This window comes from Rhizobium esperanzae (genome assembly GCF_014197615.1).
Classification (GTDB): Bacteria; Pseudomonadota; Alphaproteobacteria; order Rhizobiales; family Rhizobiaceae; genus Rhizobium; species Rhizobium esperanzae_A.
Genome location: NZ_JACIFY010000007.1, coordinates 200,479 through 223,672 on the forward strand (window position 1 = coordinate 200,479; position 23,194 = coordinate 223,672).

18 protein-coding genes and 1 pseudogene are annotated in these 23,194 nt (G+C 55.5%); 12 read left to right on the plus strand and 7 right to left on the minus strand.

All coding sequences use genetic code 11. The features are described from left to right. Positions 1-7 precede the first annotated feature (7 nt). Entirely contained in the window at positions 8-973 is a 966-nt protein-coding gene (locus tag GGD57_RS12115) for a D-2-hydroxyacid dehydrogenase (RefSeq protein WP_184469950.1), read from the plus strand. 47 nt (positions 974-1,020) lie between these two features. Here the strand turns inward: GGD57_RS12115 and GGD57_RS12120 are convergent. From GGD57_RS12120 to GGD57_RS12140, 5 genes and pseudogenes are all read right to left on the minus strand, one after another. Beyond that, positions 1,021-1,254, minus strand: a pseudogene (locus GGD57_RS12120) (IS3 family transposase); the annotation flags it as partial. A gap of 1,079 nt (positions 1,255-2,333) precedes the next feature. Continuing rightward, entirely contained in the window at positions 2,334-3,335 is a 1,002-nt protein-coding gene (locus tag GGD57_RS12125; RefSeq protein WP_184469952.1) for a glycoside hydrolase family 3 N-terminal domain-containing protein, read from the minus strand. A gap of 424 nt (positions 3,336-3,759) precedes the next feature. Continuing rightward, positions 3,760-4,485: a ribonuclease activity regulator RraA gene (locus GGD57_RS12130; RefSeq protein WP_184469954.1), complete on the minus strand. Its 726-nt coding sequence runs from the start codon at positions 4,483-4,485 to the stop codon at positions 3,760-3,762. Beyond that, complete coding sequence (locus GGD57_RS12135; protein WP_184469956.1) at positions 4,485-6,146, minus strand: hydantoinase B/oxoprolinase family protein; 1,662 nt, start codon at positions 6,144-6,146, stop codon at positions 4,485-4,487. Before GGD57_RS12135 ends, GGD57_RS12130 begins: the two co-directional genes overlap by 1 nt. Positions 6,147-6,160: 14 nt before the next feature. Further along, positions 6,161-8,260: a hydantoinase/oxoprolinase family protein gene (locus GGD57_RS12140; RefSeq protein WP_184469958.1), complete on the minus strand. Its 2,100-nt coding sequence runs from the start codon at positions 8,258-8,260 to the stop codon at positions 6,161-6,163. A gap of 379 nt (positions 8,261-8,639) precedes the next feature. Between GGD57_RS12140 and GGD57_RS12145 the strand changes: the two genes are divergently transcribed. The 3 genes from GGD57_RS12145 (at position 8,640) to GGD57_RS12155 (ending at position 13,120) form a co-directional block, all read left to right on the plus strand. Continuing rightward, on the plus strand, positions 8,640-9,893 hold the full coding sequence (locus GGD57_RS12145; protein WP_184469960.1) for an ABC transporter substrate-binding protein: 1,254 nt from the start codon (positions 8,640-8,642) through the stop codon (positions 9,891-9,893). 93 nt (positions 9,894-9,986) lie between these two features. Further along, on the plus strand, positions 9,987-11,483 hold the full coding sequence (locus GGD57_RS12150) for an aldehyde dehydrogenase family protein (protein ID WP_184469962.1): 1,497 nt from the start codon (positions 9,987-9,989) through the stop codon (positions 11,481-11,483). Positions 11,484-11,503: 20 nt separating this feature from the next. Further along, positions 11,504-13,120, plus strand: coding sequence for a GMC family oxidoreductase (locus GGD57_RS12155; RefSeq protein ID WP_184469964.1), 1,617 nt, complete (start codon positions 11,504-11,506; stop codon positions 13,118-13,120). A gap of 85 nt (positions 13,121-13,205) precedes the next feature. Here GGD57_RS12155 and GGD57_RS12160 read toward each other — a convergent pair whose 3' ends face one another. Further along, on the minus strand, positions 13,206-13,658 hold the full coding sequence (locus GGD57_RS12160) for a RidA family protein (protein WP_246713616.1): 453 nt from the start codon (positions 13,656-13,658) through the stop codon (positions 13,206-13,208). Between the two features lie 173 nt (positions 13,659-13,831). Here GGD57_RS12160 and GGD57_RS12165 point away from each other — a divergent pair, with 173 nt between their 5' ends. The 6 genes from GGD57_RS12165 (at position 13,832) to GGD57_RS12190 (ending at position 19,877) form a co-directional block, all read left to right on the plus strand. Then, a complete protein-coding gene (locus tag GGD57_RS12165) occupies positions 13,832-14,602 on the plus strand; it encodes an FCD domain-containing protein (protein ID WP_184469968.1) in 771 nt (256 codons plus the stop codon). After that, positions 14,592-15,506: a carbohydrate ABC transporter permease gene (locus GGD57_RS12170; protein WP_184469970.1), complete on the plus strand. Its 915-nt coding sequence runs from the start codon at positions 14,592-14,594 to the stop codon at positions 15,504-15,506. The genes GGD57_RS12165 and GGD57_RS12170 overlap by 11 nt, the downstream gene beginning before the upstream one ends. Then, positions 15,496-16,380, plus strand: coding sequence for a carbohydrate ABC transporter permease (locus tag GGD57_RS12175; protein WP_184469972.1), 885 nt, complete (start codon positions 15,496-15,498; stop codon positions 16,378-16,380). Before GGD57_RS12170 ends, GGD57_RS12175 begins: the two co-directional genes overlap by 11 nt. 5 nt (positions 16,381-16,385) lie before the next feature. After that, on the plus strand, positions 16,386-17,477 hold the full coding sequence (locus GGD57_RS12180) for an ABC transporter ATP-binding protein (RefSeq protein WP_184469974.1): 1,092 nt from the start codon (positions 16,386-16,388) through the stop codon (positions 17,475-17,477). 268 nt (positions 17,478-17,745) lie between these two features. Next, positions 17,746-18,756: a Gfo/Idh/MocA family protein gene (locus GGD57_RS12185; RefSeq protein WP_184469976.1), complete on the plus strand. Its 1,011-nt coding sequence runs from the start codon at positions 17,746-17,748 to the stop codon at positions 18,754-18,756. Between the two features lie 89 nt (positions 18,757-18,845). Continuing rightward, on the plus strand, positions 18,846-19,877 hold the full coding sequence (locus GGD57_RS12190; protein WP_184469978.1) for a pyridoxal-phosphate dependent enzyme: 1,032 nt from the start codon (positions 18,846-18,848) through the stop codon (positions 19,875-19,877). Between the two features lie 38 nt (positions 19,878-19,915). Here GGD57_RS12190 and GGD57_RS12195 read toward each other — a convergent pair whose 3' ends face one another. Continuing rightward, a complete protein-coding gene (locus tag GGD57_RS12195) occupies positions 19,916-20,638 on the minus strand; it encodes a FadR/GntR family transcriptional regulator (protein ID WP_184469980.1) in 723 nt (240 codons plus the stop codon). A gap of 826 nt (positions 20,639-21,464) precedes the next feature. On the opposite strand from GGD57_RS12195, the gene GGD57_RS12200 reads away from it, so the two are divergent. Next, positions 21,465-22,055, plus strand: coding sequence for a DUF1349 domain-containing protein (locus GGD57_RS12200; protein WP_184469982.1), 591 nt, complete (start codon positions 21,465-21,467; stop codon positions 22,053-22,055). Positions 22,056-22,366: 311 nt separating this feature from the next. Next, positions 22,367-23,152: a histidinol-phosphatase gene (gene hisN, locus GGD57_RS12205; RefSeq protein ID WP_184469984.1), complete on the plus strand. Its 786-nt coding sequence runs from the start codon at positions 22,367-22,369 to the stop codon at positions 23,150-23,152. Positions 23,153-23,194: the final 42 nt, after the last annotated feature.

The window sequence follows — 23,194 nt, forward strand, 5'->3', positions numbered from 1 at the left end:
AACTTCCATGATCAACTTTGTCTTCGTTCCACCCCAATCGGATGTCACGCGAGCCTTTGCGGCACAGTTGCAGAATGATGTCGAGGGTCTGGTCGTGCATGTCCCTGAATCCGAGGCAGAAGCGATGATGTGTCTGGCAAAGGCCGACGCAGCCTTTGGGGCGCTATCACCCGAGCTGCTAAGACACGCACCCAACATACGCTGGCTTCATTCGCGACAGATCGCCCCGCCGCCCGGTTATTTCCATGATGCGCTCGTAGAACACCCGCTTGTCGTTACCAATACCCGGGAAGTCTATAATGATCATATCGGCGCGCACATTCTCGCTTTCGTGCTCGCGTTGTCTCGTGATCTCCCATACTATCACACTCAGCAACTAAAGGGGCGGTGGGCTCCCAAGCCATTGAATAGCGATGTGGTATTCTTGCCGGAGGCGACGGCGCTGATCATCGGTGTGGGTGGCATCGGTGCCGAAGCCGGGCGCATGCTCTCGGCCTTTGGCACACGCATCATTGGGATCGACGCGCGACGCACGTCAATGCCGGAAGGCTTCGCAGAGATGCATGGTGTCGACGCCATGGATGATTTTCTGCCGTCCGCGGATTTCGTGATCCTGACGGTGCCTCATACGCCGCAGACTGAAAATATGATGGACCACCAGCGATTTCGCCGAATGAAGGCATCGAGTTTCTTCATCAACATCGGCAGGGGATTGACTACGCGACTAAGTGATCTGGTTGTGGCGTTGGAAGAGGGGCATCTCGCAGGAGCAGCGCTTGATGTGTTCGATCAAGAGCCGCTTCCGGAAGGTCACCCGCTCTGGAGTATGCCCAACGTATTGATCACACCCCACATGGCCGGCTTCGGACCATACCTCGAGGAGCGTCGTTATAAAATTCTGCGCGATAACTGCCTGGCGTTTGTAAAAGGCAGGCAACTTGCAAATATCGTCGAGAAGCGGTCTTGGTTCTAGGCACAGCTATATCCCCATCGCCTGCTGCCGGTATCTCGGACACTGAGTTAGGCTAATCTCACTTTGTTTTCAAATTCCATCGGGCTGAGATAACCCAGCGTTGAATTCCGGCGCTGCGGGTTGTAGAAGCGCTCGATGTAGTCGAACACCTCCGCTTTTGCATTGTCTCTGGTTCTGCAGACCTTGCGAGCTGTCCTTTCCATTTTGAGTGATAAGAAGAAGCTTTCCATCGCGGCATTGTCCAAGACATTGCCGGATCGGCTCATCGAGCATGTCCGGATCGGCTCATCGAGCATGTGATGCCGTGATTGGCCATGAAGTGCATGCTTGGAGCCCTGGATCGTATCGGCGATCCGAAAGGCGGTTTGGTGGCCAATGCTGTAACGTGATTAGCGCATTCCATACCCGCCATCGTTCGCATGGGCGAGATGCGGTTGCCGGCATTTGGAAAAATTTTCGGTGTTGCCATTGCCCTGGCGTCTGCTGTCGTGGCAGGGCCTGTCCGTGCTGCAGAGCAGCCCAAGGCGGTGCGAAATATCGACTTAGTCCACGGCGTCTTCTGACTGGTCAAGCTGGCCAGACATCATTCCGCCCCTTCAATCCAGGGGTTACAATGTCACCGCTGTGCAAAATCCGCTGACTTCGCTAGCCGACGATGTCGCAGCGACCAGGCGTGTGTTGCAGCGGCAAAGACATTCCTGGGTCGGTGCCGTGGTGACGGAGGCTGGCAATGCTGAGAACGTCAAGGGTCTGGTCTACCCATCCGCTCTCGTTCCGGATGCAGGGGAATCCGTCTCCGAGATTTTACAGATACAGAATGTGTCGATGGAAAGACTAGCACCGGATCACGAAGACCTTGTCTGGCTGGATGATCCGAAGATATACGCGCGTGTGATGGCTGCTGATGTCTCGGCGTCTCGCATTGCTGTTCTCGCCGCAACCCAGCCACCAATTTCGGTGAAAACCTTTTCGGAGCCTGTCACCACCGCCGCGTGGACCACCAAACCAAGCTGGTACCTGGTGACGGAACGTTACAACGCGCTTCCCACACCATGTGCAGCAATGGCTCGCGCAGCACATTGGCGCCACCACAACAACGATCAACTCAGGGCACATGTCTATGATATCGCATCCTCAGACCGTCGCCGCGGTCATTGCGCGGGCCGCTCAACCGCTTTGAGGATCCCACCGACGCGGTGCCGGTTCGATCAAGACCTGAACCCGTCGCCACCATCAATGATTTGTATCGGCAGTGGTACAACAGAAGGTGTCAGCTACCAAATTTCCAATCCAGCAAGAGCTCATAGCCTAGGCTACCAATCGGGCATGCACTCACTCTCATCGAGACGAGGAAACCCTGTCAGCTTGAGACGCGATCGACTGCGGCCGAGGCTGCCAGCAATCGTTCCAGTGGCAGGCGCCCGTCGTCGACCGCTTTCTCGATGGCCCGGGCGAGGAGGCGGAGATGTGGCACCGCTGCTGGCGAAACCAAGAGAAGATCTGCGCCGGCGATCAGCGCCTCCACCACGATTTGTTCAAGCGACTGATTACCCAAGGTCGAACGGTGATCCAGATCGCTGGTAATCACCAGGCCCGAGAAGGCGAGTTCCTGGCGCAAGAGGTTGATCAGATCCGGCGAGATCGAGCCGGGCTGCGGCGGCGTCACGGCGTCGAAGATGGCAGGACTGAGCAAGACTGCATCGACGCCGGCCTCGATTCCAGCCGCGAACGGTGCGAGATAGGGCCGCAAGGCTTCCATCGTCATGGGGATGCGGGCGTCTTGAGTTGCCGGCAGCCCGGTGATAACCGGATTTCCCGGAAAATGCTTCAGCGTGCTGCCGATGCCGGCCCGCTTCACGCCGCGGACATAAGCGGACACCAACCGTGAAACCTCGGCGAAATCATCCCCAAGCGTGCGTCCTGCCAGCCATGGGTTATCTTTGGCGACAACGTCGGCAGTTGGAGACAGCACCAGATTGATCCCCAGCTGCCGTGCATCGTGTGCCATTGCATGTATCTTGGCTGTGAATGCCTCATCGGTCATGGCTTTGCCCTCGCTTAAAGTGGGCAAGGCAGCTGTCAATCTATGCAGGCGGTGAACAGCAGAAATATCGGCATCCAAAGCAAGCAGGGCAAGCCCGGCAATCGCGCGAACTTCATCCGTCGCGGCTCGCCAGGTTTCGGCCGTTTCGTCTCGTATGCGGTCAGGGTGCATTATGCCGGTTGCGTATTCGGTGCCGTCTTCACCGAAGAGGATGGCTCGGCCGCCGCTTTTGAGGAATTCGACAAGATCGGGGGAGAGTTGCAGCTCTGTCGTAACCGGAAAGAGCGTGCTGTAGGCAAGCCGCAAGGGCGTGTTCATTGCAGATCCTCGCGTTGGATGGATGTTGATCGCAAGAGCAACCATGGAATTACACTAAGGTACAACATCATGCTTAGTCGGAGATCGGCTTCTGCCCGTCAAGGGATATGGACAGAAGCCCGAATGCTTTAGGGCTGCGACCGTGGCAACCTTGGGGACATTAAACCCGCGAGTTCGCAACTTTCGGAACTTTGCGCGACATTTCATCAATCCAAGAAGACCGCGAAACCCTATCACTTCGTTTCCTTCCGTGTTTTGCGAGGCTAATCGAAGCGAACGCGATTTTAGCCCGCTTCTGTGCCGGATTACTGCAGCACCAAGGGACACCGGGAAGCGCCGAGTGACCCATGATGACCGGGCCGCCAGCGGTGGAGGCAGAAGCAATGTCGCTGCTGGCGGCGGAGTTTAACGACCATTGGTTCTGCTAACGCCCGGTCTTGATGCGCCATTCGGCGTATTTGAGTTGATGCTCTTCCTTAGTGCACGGGTAGAGGCCTATTATGGCTGCGCCGCATTGAACTTGTTCGAGAACGAAATCTTCGTAGCTTTCCATACCTGTGCATTCATCGGCAAGTTCGTCAGCTAGATGAGCGGGAATAACCATCACGCCGTCTCTGTCTCCAATCATGACGTCTCCGGGAAAGACAGCCACGTCACCACAGGAGATTGGCACGTTGATATCCAAGGCTTCATGAAGCGTGAGATTGGTCGGCGCGGAAGGCTTGGCGTAATAGGCCGGCATGCTGAGAGCGCCTATTCCCTCTGCGTCACGGAAACCACCATCGGAAACGACGCCTGCTGCGCCGCGCACGGCCAAACGGGTTATCAAGATGGAGCCCGCAGTTGCGGCTCTAGCGTCTTTGCGTGCATCCATCACCAGCACGTGGCCCGCGGGACATGTTTCCATAGCGATGCGCTGTGGATGATGCGGATCGCGGAATACAGTAATCGGATTGCGATCCTCGCGAGCCGGGATGTATCGCAGGGTAAACGCCTGTCCTACCATATTATCCGCCTTCGCCGCGACCGGTACCACGCCCTGGATGAATTGATTGCGAAGCCCGCGTTTATACAGCGCGGTCGCGATGGTAGCAGTTGAAATCTTTTTATACTTTGTCCTAGTCTCTTCCGACAGAATATAGTCAGACATCAGTCGTTCCTCTTCGTCAATTCATTGCGCAGATCTGCTTTACGATGTTCGATGCTGCGATTTTCCGGGTGGCCGTAGCCTCCTCCGCCGGGTGTTTCCACAAGCAAGCGATCGCCAGCGGGGATGATCTGCTTACCCTTGCCCTTGAGCTTCCCTCCGGATTTTAACGCGACGACGCCGGGCGCGCCGTGCTCGCCGCCGAAACGTCCACGGGCTGGATTCTCAATTCTGTCGAGCGCGGCATAAATGTAGAAGGGATGCCCTTCACGATGTCCAATTTCGATACTTTGGCCGAGGCCCCCTCGAAACTCGCCATCACCACCTGAGCCGGATCGGAGTTCCTTCCGCCAGAAAATTAGTGGTGTAAGAGTTTCAAGAATCTCTACAGGGACTCCAGAAACTCCAGAGGGAAACGCTGTTGCGTTGAGACCATCGAGTCTCGACCGTGCACCCGTGCCGCCGGTCTGTACGGACAAGGCGGAAAAGCGTCTGGTGGACGTTATGCCTTGAGTTAGGCATGCGTCATGCGCGTCTTCCAAGATAAGGTTCCAAAGTGCGGATGCTCCTTCGGCAAGGACGTTTTCAGGAACCAGTTGAGCAAGGCACCCGTAGACGACGTCGGGAAGCATCTGGCCTATCACATGGCGCGACGACACCGGCGCCGGACGCAACGCATTCACGATCGTATCCGCGGGAGCCGTTACGGTCACGACGGAGAGACTGCCTGAGTTATTGGGCACCTCCGGAAACAGGGCGCAGGCGAGGGCGTAAGTGGAATAGGCTTGCGCGTAACTGATAGGGACATTGATGCCACGTGCCGAAAGCCCGCTGGTCCCGGTAAAGTCGACGAATATATGATCTGCCGAAATTTCCGTACGTGCCCTTAATTTTACCGGTTTATCATAGCCGTCCATCACCATCTCGGCTTCGGCCATCCCCTTCGGCAAAGCGGCAATAGCCTTCAAGGCAGCCTGTCGAGATCGACTGACAATCTGGTCGCAAAGAGGTGTCAAATCCGTTAGATCGAATTCATCGAGCATGTCGGTCAGACGGTTGACGCCGATCTGGTTACAAGCCACCAGAGACATGAGGTCACCCTCAAATTCCGCAGGATAGCGTGAGTTCGCTCGCGCAAGGGAAATAAGCGTCTGATTGATTTCTCCGGCGGCTATCAGCGCAGTGGGCGGGACGTAGAAACCCTCTTCGAACACATCACGCCCATCGGGACCGAAGCCAATTCCGCCAACATCCATGAAATGACAAGTCGAGGCGAAAAGGCCGACCATCGTTCCCTTGTAAAACGCTGGTGTGACAGCGACGAAGTCATGAAGATGGCCTGTCCCCATCCAAGGATCATTCGTGATGAAAACATCGCCCTCGCACATGGATCGCGCGGGAAAAAGACGGAGGAAATGCAAGACCGATGCGGCCATCGTGTTTACGTGACCAGGAGTTCCGGTGACAGCTTGCGCGATCATACGTCCGTCTGGATGAAAATAGCCAGCCGAAAGATCGCCAGACTCGCGGACGATCGGGCTAAAGGCCGTGCGACGGAGCGCCTGTGCCTGTTCTTCTACGACAGCGATAAGCCGATTCCACATGATCTGGAACTCGATCTCACCAATGGCTGGAGTTGCACCGTTTGCAGGATTTGCAGTCATCGTTCGCTCCTCTCTCACTGAGCCGCAGCCGTGCGAGCGGCAAGGTTGGTGAGCACTAGATGTCCAAAGACGTTGCACTCCGCACTGAAGCCCGTGGGGACAACCGTATTGGTCTCCCGCTCAGTGATCACCACTGGTCCCATCAGCGTCACGGCGGGTGTCAGATCTGTCCTTTCGAAGACAGGAGCATTGACTGTCGTGCCATCGACATCCGTAAAGACAGTCTCCCCCGAGGGGTTGATGGAGTCGTGCGGTTTCCAATCGCCACCCACTCCCACAAGCGTCGGCTGTGGGGCAGAAGCCGTCACCGCCCATGTTAGGATCTCAATCTCATGATTGGGAAGGAAGCGGCCGAAGACCTTAGAATAGCGGTCATCGAAGGCACGCTTCAATGCTGAGGGATCAATGGAGCCGCTGGGATCGACCGATAGGTCGACTTCGAGTTCATGCCCTTGTCCGACATACCGAAGGAATGCCGAAAGACGCTTTTCGATCGGTTGTCCACCTGCAGCAGGAGAAACCACTGCAACAGCTTCCTCGCACATCTCCAAAATCAGTTGGCTTATTGAGTCTTCATTGACGCGATCAAGGCTGCTATGGCGACTGCGGACCACCTCATAAGCCATCGGCGCTTCGAGAAAGCCAATCGCAGACCCAACGCCGGCTCCCAGCGGGATGATGACAGTGTTCAACGATAGCTTGCGGGCAAGCTGAGCGGCATGCATCGGGGCTGCGCCGCCGAACGCGATCATGGCGCGTCGACGCAGGTCCTTTCCGTGCTCAGCCGCGTGCACTCGGCTGGCATTCGACATGTTCTCTTCGACGATCGCGGTAACTGCGGCGGCGGCTTGAACAGAGTTCAGCGAAAGAGCTTTTCCGACGTGAAGATCTAGCGCTTTCTCCGCCAGATCCCGCCGGAGGACCATGCGCCCGTCGGCAAATTTTCGGGTGTCAATACGGCCTAGGATGAAATCTCCATCCGTGACTGTCGGCCGTGTTCCTCCAAGCCCGTAACACGCAGGCCCAGGTTCCGAGGAGGCGCTTTCCGGGCCCACCGTTAGCCGGCCAAGTGCGTCGACCTGCGCGATCGAACCACCGCCAGCCCCAATCTCCACCATCTCGATTACGGGGATGCGGACTGGCAGACCCGACCCTTTAAGGAAACGTTCCGTGCGATCGACTTCGAAACTCCGAGATTTCAACGGCTGTCCGTTGTCAATCAAGCAAATCTTGGCGGTTGTGCCACCCATGTCGAATGAAACAATCTCCTTGAGACCGCATTCATTCGCGATTTTCGCGGCCAGGATTGCTCCTCCGGCCGGCCCGGATTCGACAAGCCGAATGGGATAGTCCGCAGCTTGATCAACAGTTGTAAGGCCGCCTCCCGAGGTCATTAGCAGGATCGGCGCGGAGAGACCTCGCTGGCCGAGCTCGGATTTCAAACGACCAAGATAGCTCGCCATGATAGGACGAATATAAGCGTTCGCGACCGTCGTCGAGCCCCGTTCATACTCTCGCACTTCTGGGCAAACCTCGCTAGACAGACTGAAGTATACTTCCGGCAGCTGCGCGGAGAGAATTTCGTAAACGCGTCGTTCGTGGCAAGGGTTAGCGTAAGCGTGCAGGAAGCAAATCGCTATCGATCTAACATCCGCCGCCTTAAGCTTGGTGACAAGCGCAGCAACCTCGCTCTCATCGAGGCCGACAAGGATCTCACCGTTCGCCGCGATACGCTCCTTTACGGTGAACCGAAGTTCCCGTCCGACAAGCGGTTGAGGCTTCTGGATGAAGACATCGTACTGATCATGACGACTTTCGGAGCCAATTTCTATTGTGTCGCGGAAACCTTCCGTCGTCACCAACGCGGTAGTCGCACCGCGTCGCTCGATAATTGCGTTCGTGGCAAGCGTCGTGCCATGGAGGAAGATGTCGAGGTCGGCGAATGCCAAAGATTGTTTTTCGAGAAGGCTCTGAACCCCATCAATAACCGCGCGTTCGGGCGCTTGATGGGTTGTCAGGACTTTGGTTGAACTCCTTACACCATCAGTCTCGATAACAATGTCAGTGAACGTTCCTCCGATGTCGGCCGATGCCCGATTGATCCTTGAACTCATCGTTGCAGCTCCACTATGTTTTTTCCACATTTGTAATTTTGTCCAGCTTTTGTCAATCACGAAACCAAGCAGACATACATTATTGTAAGCGCCACTCTCCAAAAGCGTACTCTGGGTAGCCTTTCCGTCTATGCATGCAAGCTCCGGCAATAAAAGGACAAGAGAGTAGAGGCCGAACGTCCGAAAGACGCCGCGTCATAGTGACTCTAAAAAATAAAATTGACAAAGATGTAAATTCTGCTCCTATTAGAGCTGCGATTGTCCGACAACAATTGGGACTACGACACGGACATCACGTTTCGATCGTGATGCTTGGCACACCCGGGCATCATCTCGGATATCGAGTTACCGCAAATCTGATGACAAAAGGGGAATGCCGATGCGTAGAATTGCCTTGAACGTGACCGCCGCGGCAGCGTTCGGCCTGCTTGCCAGTAGCGCCTTGGCCGCTGACAAATCTGTCGAAATGCTGCACTTCTGGACCAGTGGAGGTGAGGCAGAAGGCGTGCGGGCGCTTAAAGACGCACTCGCTGCCAAAGGGATCGAGTGGAAAGATGCCGCTGTCGCCGGCGGAACCGGAGCCAACGCCTACCAGGTTCTTCGTTCGCGTCTAGCCGCTGGTACACCTCCCTCCGGCGCGCAGATGCATATTCAGGAGACTTTGGCCTGGGCTAATCAGGGGCTGCTACGCGACCTTTCGCCACTTGCAGAGAAGGACGGTTGGCGGAAGGAAATCTTGCCTGCGATTCAATCAAACTATGAGGTAGACGGAAAGTGGGTGGCGGTTCCCGTCACCATGCACCGGTCGAACTGGCTCTGGTACAATTCTGCGCTCTTAATGAAGGTTGGCGCCGAGCCGCCCAAGTCATGGGACGAGTTCAATGCCATCGCGGATAAGCTCAAGGCTGCCGGCATTACACCACTCGCTCTCGGCGGTCAGAACTGGCAGTACGGGGATCTTCTGGAAAGCGTCATCGTGGCAAAAGGGGGGGCGGATTTCTATCGAAAAATCGTCGCCGGAGATCTCGAAGCAATTAAAAGCGACACGATGATCTCCGTATTCGATCAGATTGCCAAACTACGCGGCTATGTCGATGCAAACTCTCCGGGTCGCGATTGGAATCTCGCAACTGCGATGGTCATCAACGGCGAGGCGGCTTTCCAGATTATGGGTGACTGGGCCAAAGCGGAATTCGCGCTTGCCGGCAAAAAGCCCGGGATAGATTATGGTTGTGTTGCGTCGCCTGGCACTGACAAGGACTTTATCTGGCTCGTCGACAACTTTGCGTTTTTCAATCTCAACGACAAGGCAGCGGAAGAGGCGCAGAATACTCTTGCGGAAACAGTTCTCGATCCAAAAGTGCAGGTCGACTTTGCGATAAAGAAGGGCTCTATTCCAGTGATCGACAATGTTGATGCGACGCGTCTCGATGCATGCGGACAGAAATCCTACGAAGATCGGAAGAACGCCGCCACAACCAATGGCGTGGTTCCGTCGATCTTCCACAATGCAGCGCTTCCCGCCGCTCAGACGGGCGTATATCTTGACGTCGTGTCCGAGTTCTTTGTCACTCCGTCGATGACGTCCAAGGATGCGGTTGAAGCGATCGTAACCGGACTTGGCCAGCTCTAGACCTACGAGTTTTCCGTGGCCGGCATCGTTCATCGGCGCCGGCCTTTCGGGTTAGCCACTGCCACGCATGACGACATATATTAGGATCTGACAATGGCCACTGCGTTCATACCACCCACGCCACCCCGACAATTCGTTAGCTGGATCGATGGAAAGTGGTCACATACGTCCGAACCAGGAACGGACGTACGAAATCCATCGAATAGTGCGGTTGTGTCTCGCTTGGTGCAAAGCACCGAGCGCGAAGTGCATCTTGCCTGCGAGAGTGCTCACGCAGCTTTCGTTGATGGCTGGCGGGACGCAAGCGGAGAAGCAAGGGCTGCGATTCTGTTGAAGGTCGCCGCTGGTATCCGGACCAATATAGAAGAACTCGCGTGGTATGAGATGGCCGAGAGCGGTAAACCTTGCCGCCAGGCTCGCGCAGAGATAGAGCGATCAGCAATGCTTTGGGACTATGCCGCGACCCAAGCACGATCTTTAACCGGTGACAGTTTTGGTGGACTCGGCCGTGACTATCTCGCATTGACTCTGCGGGCACCGATCGGTCCAGTTGCAATTATAACGCCGTGGAACTTTCCATTTCTCATCATCAGCCAGAAGCTACCGTTTGCGCTGGCGGCTGGATGTTCGGCAGTGGTAAAGCCATCGGAGTTGACGTCGGTAACCACTTTGTTGCTAGGTCCAATTCTTAAGGACGCAGGCCTTCCCGACGGCGTCGTGAATATCCTGGCAGGCACTGGCCGCGTCGTCGGCGAAGCTCTCCTTGCTCATCCGCGAACGCGGATGATTTCCTTTACCGGCTCGACGACCGTCGGCAAGCATGCGATGCGGGTCGGCGCCGATTGCCTGAAGAAGGTGTCGCTGGAACTCGGCGGCAAGAACGCGCACATCATCATGGCAGACGCGGAATTGGATGCGGCGCTTGACGCAGCATTGCATGGAGCATTCTTGAACGCCGGCCAGTCTTGCAATCAGGGCGGCAGGCTTTTGGTGCAAAGCACTATCGCGGCCACATTTACGAAGCGGTTTGTTGAGGCTGCCAAGAGAATCCGCGTCGGCGACACGCTTCGCGATGATGTCCTCATGGGGCCGATTATCAACGAGACCCAGTACCGCAAAATAATTGGCTATATCGAAGCTGGAAAGGCGGAAGGGGCGAATTTGAAGCTCGGAGGCACGTGGCGCGAAGAAGACGGCGGACGTTTTATCGATCCGACGGTCTTCACTGAGGTCGAACCCAGCATGAAGATCGCGCAGGAGGAAATCTTCGGCCCAGTATGCACCATCCAGACGTTTGAAAATCTTGACGATGCGTTCGAGCTCGCAAATGGTACGGAGTACGGCCTGTCTGCTGGAATTTGGACGCGCGATACGTCCTCCGCGATCAGGGCTGCGCGCAGCCTTGAAACAGGTACCGTTTGGATCAACACGTATCTCGACGGTCCGGCCGAACTTCCCTTCGGAGGTGTTGGAGCAAGCGGAATCGGTCGCGAAGTCGGTCGTGTCGGGTGCGAAGAATTTACGGACGTCAAAACGGTCCAGCTCCGCAGCAGTGGCTATGAGCCCCGCTGGATCGGCAAGGCTCTCTGAGAGCAAAGAAGGAACCGTCCATGGAAAAAGAATATGACTACATCGTCGTCGGCGGCGGTTCGGCGGGTTGTGTTGTGGCTTCGAGATTGAGCGAGAACAGTGACGCGCGGGTTTTGCTGCTTGAGTTCGGGGAGAAGAATGATGGCCCTCTGGTCCGTTGGCCAGCAGGTTACGCCAAATTGCAAGGCCCTAGGTACCGCTACGAATGGGAAACCGTGCCCCAAACTGCGCTCAACAATCGTCGAATGCTGTTTCCGCAAGGGAAGATACTGGGTGGCGGGTCATCCGTAAATTCAATGGTTTACGTTCGTGGAAACCGGCGTGATTACGATCATTGGCGCGACCTCGGCAACGATGGTTGGGGGTACGATGATCTCCTTCCCTATTTCAAGAGGTCTGAAGACAATGAGCGTTATCTGGACAGTTTTCACGGGAGCGGCGGCCCGCTTGGCGTTTCAGATCAACGGTCACCGATCGATTTGACACGAGTGTATATCCGCGCCGCTCAGGAAGCCGGCTATCCGTATAACACCGACTTTAACGGCCGGCAGCAGTACGGGATCGGATATTATCAAGTCACCCAACGCGGCGTGCGTCGCTCGAGTTCGGCTCAAGCCTTCATTTATCCGAACATCGGGCGAAAGAACCTGACGGTGAAAACCGGCGCTCATGTCTTAAGGATACATGTCAAAAGCGGCCGAGCTACCGGCATTGACGTCTCCTGGAATGGGGAGGTCATGTATGTCGCGGCGCAAAATGAGGTCATTCTCTCTGCCGGGGCAATCAATTCCCCGAAAGTGTTGCTGCTCTCCGGGATAGGTCCCGCTGGCGAGCTAAAACAGGCAGGGGTGACGCCGATTCATGACCTTCCAGGGGTAGGCAAGAACCTGCAGGATCATTTGGACGTCTACTGCTGTGCAAGCCTCAAGGAACCGGTGTCATATAATGGGCACGACAAGGGGCCAATGGCGCTATGGTACGGATTACAGTTCATGATGTTCGGAACCGGGGCCTTGACCTCAAACGTCTGCGAAGGCGGTGGGTTTGTTTCCACAGAGGGAAACGCCGATTGGCCCGACATACAAATGCACTTCCTCCCAGCCTACGTCATCGATCACGGTCGGGTTAAGGTGCGAGGCCATGGGATGACGCTGAACACCGCGTATCTGCGGCCGGAAAGCCGCGGGGAAGTGACCCTTGCTTCGGGCAACGCGGCCGACGAACCAGTGATCGACCCAAAGTATATGACGAATCCGAATGACTGGGCCCACACAATCGATGGATTCAAGATTGCCCGCGAAATCCTCCGCCAGCCGGCGTTCGAGAAACTGTACCAGGCGGAACTTTTACCCGGCGCAAAAACGGCCGCTGAAGAGGATCTGCGAGCGTACGTTCGCGAATGGAGTAAAACCGACTTCCATCCTGCCGGCACTTGTAAAATGGGGGCAGATGAGATGGCGGTGGTGGATACGGATCTGAAGGTTCGTGGGGTTGCTGGTCTGCGGGTAGTCGATGCGTCGATCATGCCGACCCTGATTTCGGGAAACACAAACGCGCCCTCGATCATGATTGGGGAGCGAGGGTCAGATGCGATCCTCGGTCGACGCCTCGCCGCCCAGCAAACGGTCGCAGCATAAGTTCAAGCGATGTTTGAGCGGCACGCCACTAACGATTGAGCGGTCGACGCGGGAGGCGAACGTCACCTTCCGCGTCAAGGGTTTGTCATTTGACGGCGACCACAAGTTCGATTTCAACACACGAGTTTCGCGGCAGTTCGGCGACACCTACGGCCGATCTTGCGTGGTCGCCACGCTCGCCTAAGACTGCACGCAGAAGATGAGTGGCGGCATCGGCGACCTGTGGCTGCTGATTGAAGCCATGAGCCGATGCGACGTAAACGGTGATCTTTAGGACCTGAACAACATTGTCCAGCCCACCTATTGCATAGGACAACGAAGCCAGTGCGTTTCTAAGCGCAAGGTCAGCAGCTTCTTTCGCCTGCTCCAAGGTTACGTCAGCGCCCACCTTGCCGGGATGCAGGTCGCTATTGCCGGTTTTTGGTACGCTGCCGCTCACCCATGCCTGCCCGTTGTGGACCAGCACTGACGTGTAAGCGTAGGCCGGCGGCTGGTACGCCGGGATGTCGTATCCGTTGTATTGAAATGCTGAGTCCAAGGTCATTTCCTCTCAAAAATTGGCGGCCTGTAACGATCCCATCAGGCGCTCTCCTGAAGCCAGCACGTCCGATTTGCCGATCAACAAGAATGTCGGACTATAAGAACTTTTTCGGCTTGATGTAAAACAAAAATGCTGCCAATATTACAAATATGTAAACAGGCGAGCTTACCGTGCCACAAAAAGTGAAACTTGCAGACAAACTGTATGACCTTTTTTCCCAAATGATCGCATCGGGAGAATGGGCTGCGGGCAGCCGCATTCCAGCGGAAACAGACCTTGCCCACTTGAATCGTGTGTCTCGTCCCGTCGTGCGTGAGGCCCTGATCAGATTGAGGGCCGACGGGTTGATCGGGCCGCGAGGTAGAACTGGCAATTACGTTCTTGTTGATGGCGACGAGCGTGACGCTGGCTATCGGCCGATCGAGAATGTTGCCGACCTTATCCAGGTATTCGAGTTCCGCTTTTCCATGGAGTGTGACATCGCTGCACTGGCTGCAATTCGCCGTGACGATTCCGACATGAACGAAATTCGCAAAGCCGGTCTCACCTTGATGGGGGAGGCGTCAGAGGACACTTTCGGAGATGTAGATTTTCGCTTCCATTTCGCAATCGCAAAGGCCAGCCGGAATGCGATGTTCGTCTCGACGATGAGCATGCTGCGACGCCAGATCGAATTCGGAATGCGGCTAGTCGGAGAGTTTAAACAAGGTAAGCCCGCTAACCGCGTCGAAACTGTCTTGGAAGAACACGAAGCGATTATCGACGCTGTGTCGAGGAAAGATGCCGACGCTGCCCATGCTGCAATGGGCGAGCATATAGCGATGTCTCGCAGACGGCTTCTCGGGTTCGAATTGCCGGTCGAGTGGCAGCGATCGTCACACTTCGTGTCGAACTACAATCACTACACTGAGAACAAGGACTTGGGACGCCATGAGGCTTGATGCGCAGTTACATCATGACGGTCGATTAGCGCAATTCTCCGCGCGGTACATGTCAAAGCTGGTCGTAGCGCCATCGCTTTTTGCGATCTCAATTGGCGTCTACGGCTTCATGGTCTGGACCGGCGTCATTTCACTCACGAACTCAACAATTATGCCGACATACAGCTTCGTCGGTTTCGAGCAGTATGTGAAGCTCTGGACCAATAAGATGTGGCTGACAGCAGTCAGTAACATCGTTGTTTTCTCTTTTCTTTTCATTGTCTTCTGCATCGCGATCGGACTCGCCCTTGCCATATTTCTCGATCAGAAGCTGAGGGCCGAAGGCCTGTTGCGAACGATATATCTCTACCCTATGGCTCTGTCCTTCATTGTGACCGGCACAGCGTGGAAATGGATCCTCAACCCAGGTCTCGGACTTGAAAGACTTGCGCGTGATTTAGGTTGGACATCCTTTCAATTTGACTGGCTGGTCAATCCCAGCATGGCCATTTACACCGTTGTCATTGCAGCAGTTTGGCAGTCATCGGGATTTGTCATGGCGCTCTTCCTCGCTGCCTTGCGGGGAGTCGATAACGATATAGTGTTTGCCGCGCGGTTGGATGGAGCGCGACCCGTTCACATTTATCGGCGGGTCATCCTTCCTCTCCTTGCGCCCAGCTTCCTCACTTCATTCGTCATCCTGGTCCACCAAGCGGTCAAGAGCTTTGATTTGGTGATCGCACTGACCTCCGGAGGGCCGGGCAACTCCACGCAACTCCCCGCTACCTTCATGTACATTCAAACTTTCGGGCGCAATTCGATGGCGCTTGGCGCCTCAAGCGCGGTGATGATCTTCATGACGGTGTTTGCGATCATCGTTCCATATCTCTACTGCGAAGCGCGGAAGAACGCCTATGCTCATTGATCCTGAAGGTTTGCCCGGAGACAAACGGTTCACGATTGGCAAGGTTGCGATTTACGTTTGCGTGATCGCGATGGCACTTGTCTATACTCTGCCGTTCATCGTGATTGTGCTCACATCGCTCAAGGATCTGGATGATATTCGGACCGGGTCGATATTGTCTCTGCCAGCCAGGTTGACGCTCGAACCATGGAAGCTTGCTTGGGATTCTGCATGCATATCGGTGCAATGCGAAGGACTCCGGCCGTATTTTCTGAACTCTGTCACGATGGTGATCCCCGCACTGATGGTTTCCACATTCCTGGGCGCCCTAAACGGTTATGCGCTCACGCTAGTGCGTTTTAGAGGAGCAGACTTCGTCTTCGCCGTTCTGCTTTTCGGCTGCTTCATACCCTATCAGATCGTGCTCATCCCAATGGCGCGCGTCCTCGGCTTTGCCGGCATGGCAAATTCCATTCCGGGCTTGATCCTTGTGCATATCGTCTACGGAATTCCTTTCACGACGTTGTACTTTCGCAACTTCTTCATGTCAGTCCCTCATGAGCTGGTTCAGGCGGCTCGCATGGACGGGGCCGGCTTCTTCACGGTCTTCACAAAGATCCTCTGCCCGATTGCGATTAGTTGCTTCGTTGTCTCGGTGATCTGGCAGTTCACCAATATTTGGAACGACTTCCTGTTTGGGACCACATTTGCTTCAGGCGCAAACGTGCCCGTGATGGTGGCACTCAACAACTTGGTGAACGCCACGACTGGCGTCAAAGCTTACAACGTTGACATGGCCGCGGTTCTCATCACCGCAGCCCCCACCCTCCTGATTTACATTGTTTCCGGGCGCTACTTCCTACGCGGTTTGATGGCCGGCTCGGTGAAAGGATAAGACAGATGTCGTCACTTTCCCTCGTCAACGTTTACAAGTACTACAGCCCGCATCTGTGTGTCCTCAACGATATCAATATCGAGGCTCGCTGCGGGGAGTTTCTCGTCCTGCTAGGGCCTTCCGGTTGCGGAAAGTCGACGCTCTTGCATGCGGTCGCCGGTCTGCACAAGATTTCCGCTGGCGAAATACGCCTTGCGGACCGCGTGCTCAACGACGTTCCCTGTCAGGACAGGGACATTGCAATGGTCTTCCAGTCATACGCCCTCTATCCTTCAATGACTGTTCGGGAGAACATCTCTTTCCCTTTGCAGATGCGCAAAATGCCGGCGGTCGACCGCAGGAAAGCTGTCGACGACGTGGCCTCGCTGCTGCAGATTGGTCACTTGCTTGATCGGAAGCCTGGGCAGTTGTCGGGTGGGCAGCGCCAGCGCGTCGCCATCGGTCGGGCGCTCGTTCGCGACCCTAGTCTGTTCCTATTTGATGAACCACTTTCCAACCTTGATGCGCTGCTGCGCGTTGAAATGCGAACCGAGCTGAAAAAGCTTCATCATCGTATGGGACGAACGACAGTCTATGTAACGCACGACCAAATTGAAGCGATGACGTTGGCGACAAGGATCGCCATCTTGGACAGGGGCATAATTCAGCAATTTGGGACGCCGCATGAGGTCTACAACAAGCCGGCCAACCTTTTCGTGGCTACGTTCATCGGAAGTCCTCGCATAAATCTGATTACGGCGACGAGCCAAAACGGTGCGATTCACTTAAACCAAGGTGAATTGCGCTTCGGTGTTCCGGAAGAGTTGGTCAAGGCTGCCGGCCAAAACCAAACCAAACTAACGGTAGGCATCCGTCCGGAACATTTCTCTATTCCTAACGAGCGTCCTGCGGGACTCGATTCCATTGATATAGATGTAGACGTCACGCTCATCGAGCCCACAGGTTCCGATGACGTGGTCCTGTTCCGCTATGCAGGAACGGAAATGTCGGCTCTGCTCCGGGCGGGATCGATCTCCAATCCGGGGCCGGCCCGCCTGCGCGTGGACATGTCCCGCGTTAATGTCTTCAACCAGGAAACGGGTACCCGGCTGTCATGACTTTGTCTGTTGACGTCCGCATCATTGGCTCTGAGGCGGCGCGCGTCGACGGCCCGGGTCTCGTTTGCGAAAGGAATGGGCGTTAGGGAAATTTCTCATCAATGCGCCTGCCAATACGGGAAACGACCCGAGTGTTGGGATTGCTGCACAGCGCATGCCTTGCACAGTGCATTTCCGCGGCGCGACGTTCTTCCGTCATCTATCGCTGCCCCAACAATTCGCCTGGGCAATAGACCAGGAATACGTTCCACAAATCAAGGAGATACAAATGAAAAAGAAAGTCAAATGGGGTCTGATCGGCGCAAGCAGAATTGCGGCAGAGTGGATAATTCCAGCGATCAGGGAGGCAACTGACAGTGAAGTCGTCGCCGTTCAGGGTTCCGATAAGGATCGTGTGGAGAAGTACGCCCGTGCTCACGGAATTCCATTGGCATTTTCGTCTGTAGACGACTTGCTCGCATCAGACGTAGACGCTGTTTATATATCCAATACCAACGAAAAACACGCTCCGTGCGCCATCCGCGCGCTGCAGGCGGGGAAGCACGTTCTCGATGAAAAGCCGATGGCCATGAGCGTAAAAGATGCCCAGGCTATGGTCGGACTTGCTTCGGACAAGGGCCTCGTGTTGGGAGTCAATCATCATCTCCGTTCGATGAACTCCCACCGCAAGCTGCGCGAGCTGGTAGCCGATGGCGTTCTCGGAGATTTGGTGGCTGTGCGCATTATGTTCGGCGTTCTGTTGCCCCAGGCCAACCGCGGATGGAGAACGGAGAGTGCAGATGCCGGTGCGGGGGTATTCTTCGATCTAAGCGTGCATGACGCGGACCTGCTTCATTTCGTACTTGGTGAAAAGATTACCCAAATCGCGGCATTTACGTCGAACAACGGCATTTCCGCCCAAGGCATTGAGGACACAGTTGCCGCAATAGCTCGAACGGAGTCGGGACTGCTTGTTCAGATCACCGAAAGCTTTGCGATGCAGCATGCAAAGACCTCCCTCGAGTTGCACGGAACCAAAGCTTCCGCTTTTGCTGAAGACGTCCTCCTTCAGCGCGCAGGAGGAACAATATCTCTCAGTATCGACGGATCAAGGGTACCGATAGCCATTGAGCATTCGAACGCTTACCCGCGCGTAATTGGTGCTTTCAATGATTCAATCAGGGGTGAGGGCAGACCAGTGGTCACTGGGGAGGACGGACTGGCCTCGCTCAAACTCGCAATTGCCGCGCGCGAAGCCGCCAGAACCGGGCAGGTAGTAGCCGTTGACACTATGCGTTGACGCCCCAGGTACGCGCGGCGGCAGTTCGTCTCTTGTGTCGATACGCGCTCTGCTCGAACTCGAAATTGTAGATAGGATATTGTTTTGCCATGCCCATTCTCACGCGAGCGCAGCTAAAGCTCGCTCTTGACGCCCTTCCGCGAGTTGAACTCGCACATCTCCCGACACCTCTCGAAGCGTGCCCGCGATTCTCCGCAAAATTAGGGGGACCCCAAATCTGGATCAAGCGCGATGATTGCACGGGCTTGGCTTTTGGAGGCAACAAGGCGAGACAACACGAATACATTTTAGGCGACGCAATCAGCCGGGGTGTTAACGTCGTCATTCAGGGCGCGGCGTCGCAATCCAACCAATCTCGCCAGCTTGCCGCCGCGGCTGCGCGATTGGGCATTCGCTGCATTCTAATGCCGCGCAAGGATGCTCGTTTCGAGGAGGTGCAGGGTAATCAGCTGATCGCGCGTCGATTTGGCGCCGAGATCGTCCCAATTGATCCGGCAGACTCCGCTAAGGTTGCCAAAGAGGCTATGGCGGAGCGGCTGCGTGCACAGGGCCTCATGCCGGCGATCCTCGGGATGGGGTCGGAACGTGCGCTTAACTTGGCGGCCGTCGCATACATTGACGCATATTGTGAACTGGTAGATCAATTCGATGCGATGGGCGCCCTACCGCCAACCCACATATATGTAACCTCTCAGGGAAGCACGCAGGCCGGGTTGCAGGCTGCGGTTATGCTATTGGGTCATGAGACTCTGGTTCGCGGAATAAATCCGATGGACGCCCGCAATGAGGCCTATGAGCCGCCGGGGGTCATCGCGGATCGATGCGTTTCCGCCGCCCGAATGCTTGGTTTCGATCTGGATGTAACTGAAGAAGATATCGAAAACTCCGTTGATTATGTTGGAGCAGATTACGGTCAACCATCAGATGCCGCACAGGAGGCGGCGGATTTGATCGCGAGTTCTGAGGGTATCCTCGCGGATCCGGTGTACTCGGCGAAGGGGCTCTCGGGTTTGGTAGGAGATATCCGCAGTGGAAAACTTACAAAATCAGATCGTGTGGTATTCCTTCATACCGGCGGCTTGCCGGCGATATTCTCATATGCCGGCAGCTACTCAGGCTAATCCTCCACCACAGCAACAGGCGGCCTGCCACAGCGCTATCAAGGCCTCTGCCAATCGCCAGCCACTTCGAAACCAAGAATGCGAAGCCGCGATGCCCGCAAATGCTGTCGCATAGCTTGAAAAGCAGCCTTGGGTTCTCGGGCGCCGATCGCGTCCACGATCGGCTGATGCTCACGTCTCACGACGTCAACTCGGGATCCCTCGGAAGCCGATCTAAACTCACCGGTGAGGCGCATACCGAAGATAATTTGTGAGTGGAGCATGGTCAAAGTTGTCTCAAACATCTGATTTCCTGTCGCCTTCGCTATGGCAACGTGAAAATTTAGGTCGAGATCGCCAAAATTTTCGTCATTTACGATGCCATTGAATGCGTCATGAGCACCTTTAATGATATTTATTTGTTCATGTTCCGCACGCATGGCCGCCACTGCGGCGGCGTCACATTCGACCGACAAGCGAAACTCGAATGCATGAATAAGATCCGCGACGTTTTCAATCGGCTTGTAGCTGCTGTTCACTGGAGTGGCGGCGCTTGCGAGGACGCTGCTGCCTGAGCCGCGCTTGGATCCAATTATCCCCTCTGACCGAAGCCGGAAAAGCGCCTCCCGTATGACCGGTCGGGATACGCTATGCATCAGAGCAAGCTCTGCCTCAGTTGGAATGCGGGTGCCCTCAGGCCACTCGCCGGTCGAAATCTTAGAACTAAGGCTTTCATAGACCTTGTCCGAAAGCTTCACCCGTTCCTCAATTTGAAGACTCATTATATGTCAGCCGCTCCGAAATTTGTCGGACAATGCTTCTATCATTCTACAGAACCGCGGGCTACTGGCTAGCGCCGGGGAATTTCACTCTGCTGAATTGGTAGCGACAACTGTCAATCGGCGTCTAAAGTCCGCCCTGTCTCAGAATGGGGTGGGTTTCAAATTTGTGCAGAGCCATTAGATGGAAGTCGGCAGCAACTCGGCAGCGGATGCCGGATTTTTTGCCTTCAGCGGGATACTCGATCTCGAGACCGAGCAGCCTGGATAGAAAAATCACCAAACTTGGCGACCGCTGGACCCAATCCGGCTTATTAACTTCTGCTCTCGCGAGATTTGGTCATTGTCATCGCCAAAGGTTATCGACCAAGTCGAAGCTTCCAACCCACAGATCCCAGTACATTTGCAACGGCGGGTCCTTGCAGAGATCGTAAGTGCCCATCATGGTATGCCAATGATGCGGGAGCAGCGCCGGCTTCGGACGACCGCATGACCCAGACGTATGGAGAATGCTTGCCGGGGCGTCGACCTTTCCGGCTCGCGATAGCATTGCTCCGCGAAAGTTTAGTCGAACGAACGACCTCTCTCTCCGCGAACTGGTCGTAAATCCCAGGTGTTCGATGCTGTTCACGTCCGACATCGGCGGACAGCGTCACATCGCGTCAGGTTTGACGACCTTGCGAAATTGTAGCCGATGAATTCCATGCGATTCTGACGCATGTCTTGTTGCGTTGCCTTTTCTTCTCACCAAGACGCGTCGTCTTCTGGGTCAGGCGTACCGGCGCATTCCAGAACTAGCGGTCCATTTCATAAGCGAGCGGAAGTTGTAATGAACTTGAACAAGATGCAAGTTAGGGGCGAAAAGCACGGAACGGCGGTAGTCGGCGACAAGAGCTTGATACTGACCGCCAACGGGAACACTGACTGGTTTCATCACCCTGCGGACAGTTTTCGCCGCAACGACGTACTTTCGCTCGTTACGGAAGTTGCTGAGGAGACGTTTTCAATTACTGCTAGGGTTTCTGTCGAGTTTTCTTCCGCTTACGACGCAGGCGCAATTTTTCTGCAAGTTGACGAAGATAACTGGGCGAAATTGGCGTTTGAATACTCGGCTGCCAAGAAGCCGACTATTGTAAGCGTCGTTACGAGGACGACCTCGGACGATTGTGACGGTCCCAACTACGATGGAGAACATGTCTGGCTTCGCGTCTATTGCGACGGGGATACGATTGCATTCCATTTTTCCGAGGACGGCAAATTTTGGCAGTTTCTACGCTGGTTCGCGATCCCGGGCACTGGCAACCGTCCGATCAAAGTCGGTTTTGGCGTTCAATCGCCGACGGGAGAAGGCTCCAAGGCGCACTTCGACCAGATCGGCATAAGTTATCAAAAGATCGCAGACCTGCGGAACGGCACGTAACCTCGGGGCGAGCTTGCCAACGCTCTTGCCTCGTGCAGGACCTGGCCGAGTTGGCGCGCAAGTCCACCTGTTCGCAGAGCAAGTGAGCTCAATACAGATCGACCAAGCTGTTTGAAAATTGACCTCGCATTTTGTGTGACGTTCGTCTGCGTCGGGATGAGGCTGTTCGTGTGAAACTCGGACAACGGACGACGGCTACAGCTTCTACGAAGCCGCAACAGCGATGCCGGATGAACAGCGAAATCAACGACCGATGTTGGGCAACGAGGGTGTCGCCATGTGGCCGCCACCTAACGAGATAGAGATAGACGATGAAACTTCCTACGGCGGACTTTTTGCACAGGCTGGCCGACCTGGCCGATCGCGAGACAGTGTCGCGATTCCGAAAAACGCTCGAGACCACGACGAAGCCAAAAGAGGGATACCGTTTCGATCCAGTGACGGAAGCGGATCGAGAGGCTGAATTGGCAATGCGAGCGCTAATCTCCGAGGAGTTTCCTGATCACAGCATTGTCGGTGAGGAATACGGGCTCACCGGAACTGGGGCCTGCCAGTGGGTCCTCGATCCGATCGACGGCACACGTCCTTTCCTGCTCGGAATTCCGGTATGGGGCACCTTGATCGGTTTCTGCGAGCAAGGGCGATCGACCGTAGGTATGATGAGTCAACCGATCACCAGAGAGAGATTCTGGGCCTACAAAGGCGAGAGTTGGCTTAAGACCGACAACACAACGACGCGCCTGAAGACAAGTGGGTGCGCGCAGCTATCGGATGCCGTCTTGCACACCAATTCGCCCGAGGGTGTTCGCAGGAACCCCGACGTTCGGTTTGATATCCTCGACGACGCTGTCAAAATGACCCGATATGGCGGCGAATGCTACGCTTTCGCCATGTTGGCGGCCGGTCACATCGATATCTGCGTCGAATTCAATCTTCAGCCCTACGATATCGTACCGTTGATCCCCCTTATCGAATCGGCAGGGGGCGTAGTGACGACATTTGACGGCTCGCGCGCGGAAAATGGAGGTCGCATTATCGCTTCCGCAAACAAGGATCTTCATGCCGCTGCGATCAGCATTTTAATGGGTGGACGGTAAGATAGAACCGCTTCTGTGGCGCAAGCGGCGTCGGTTTGCCGA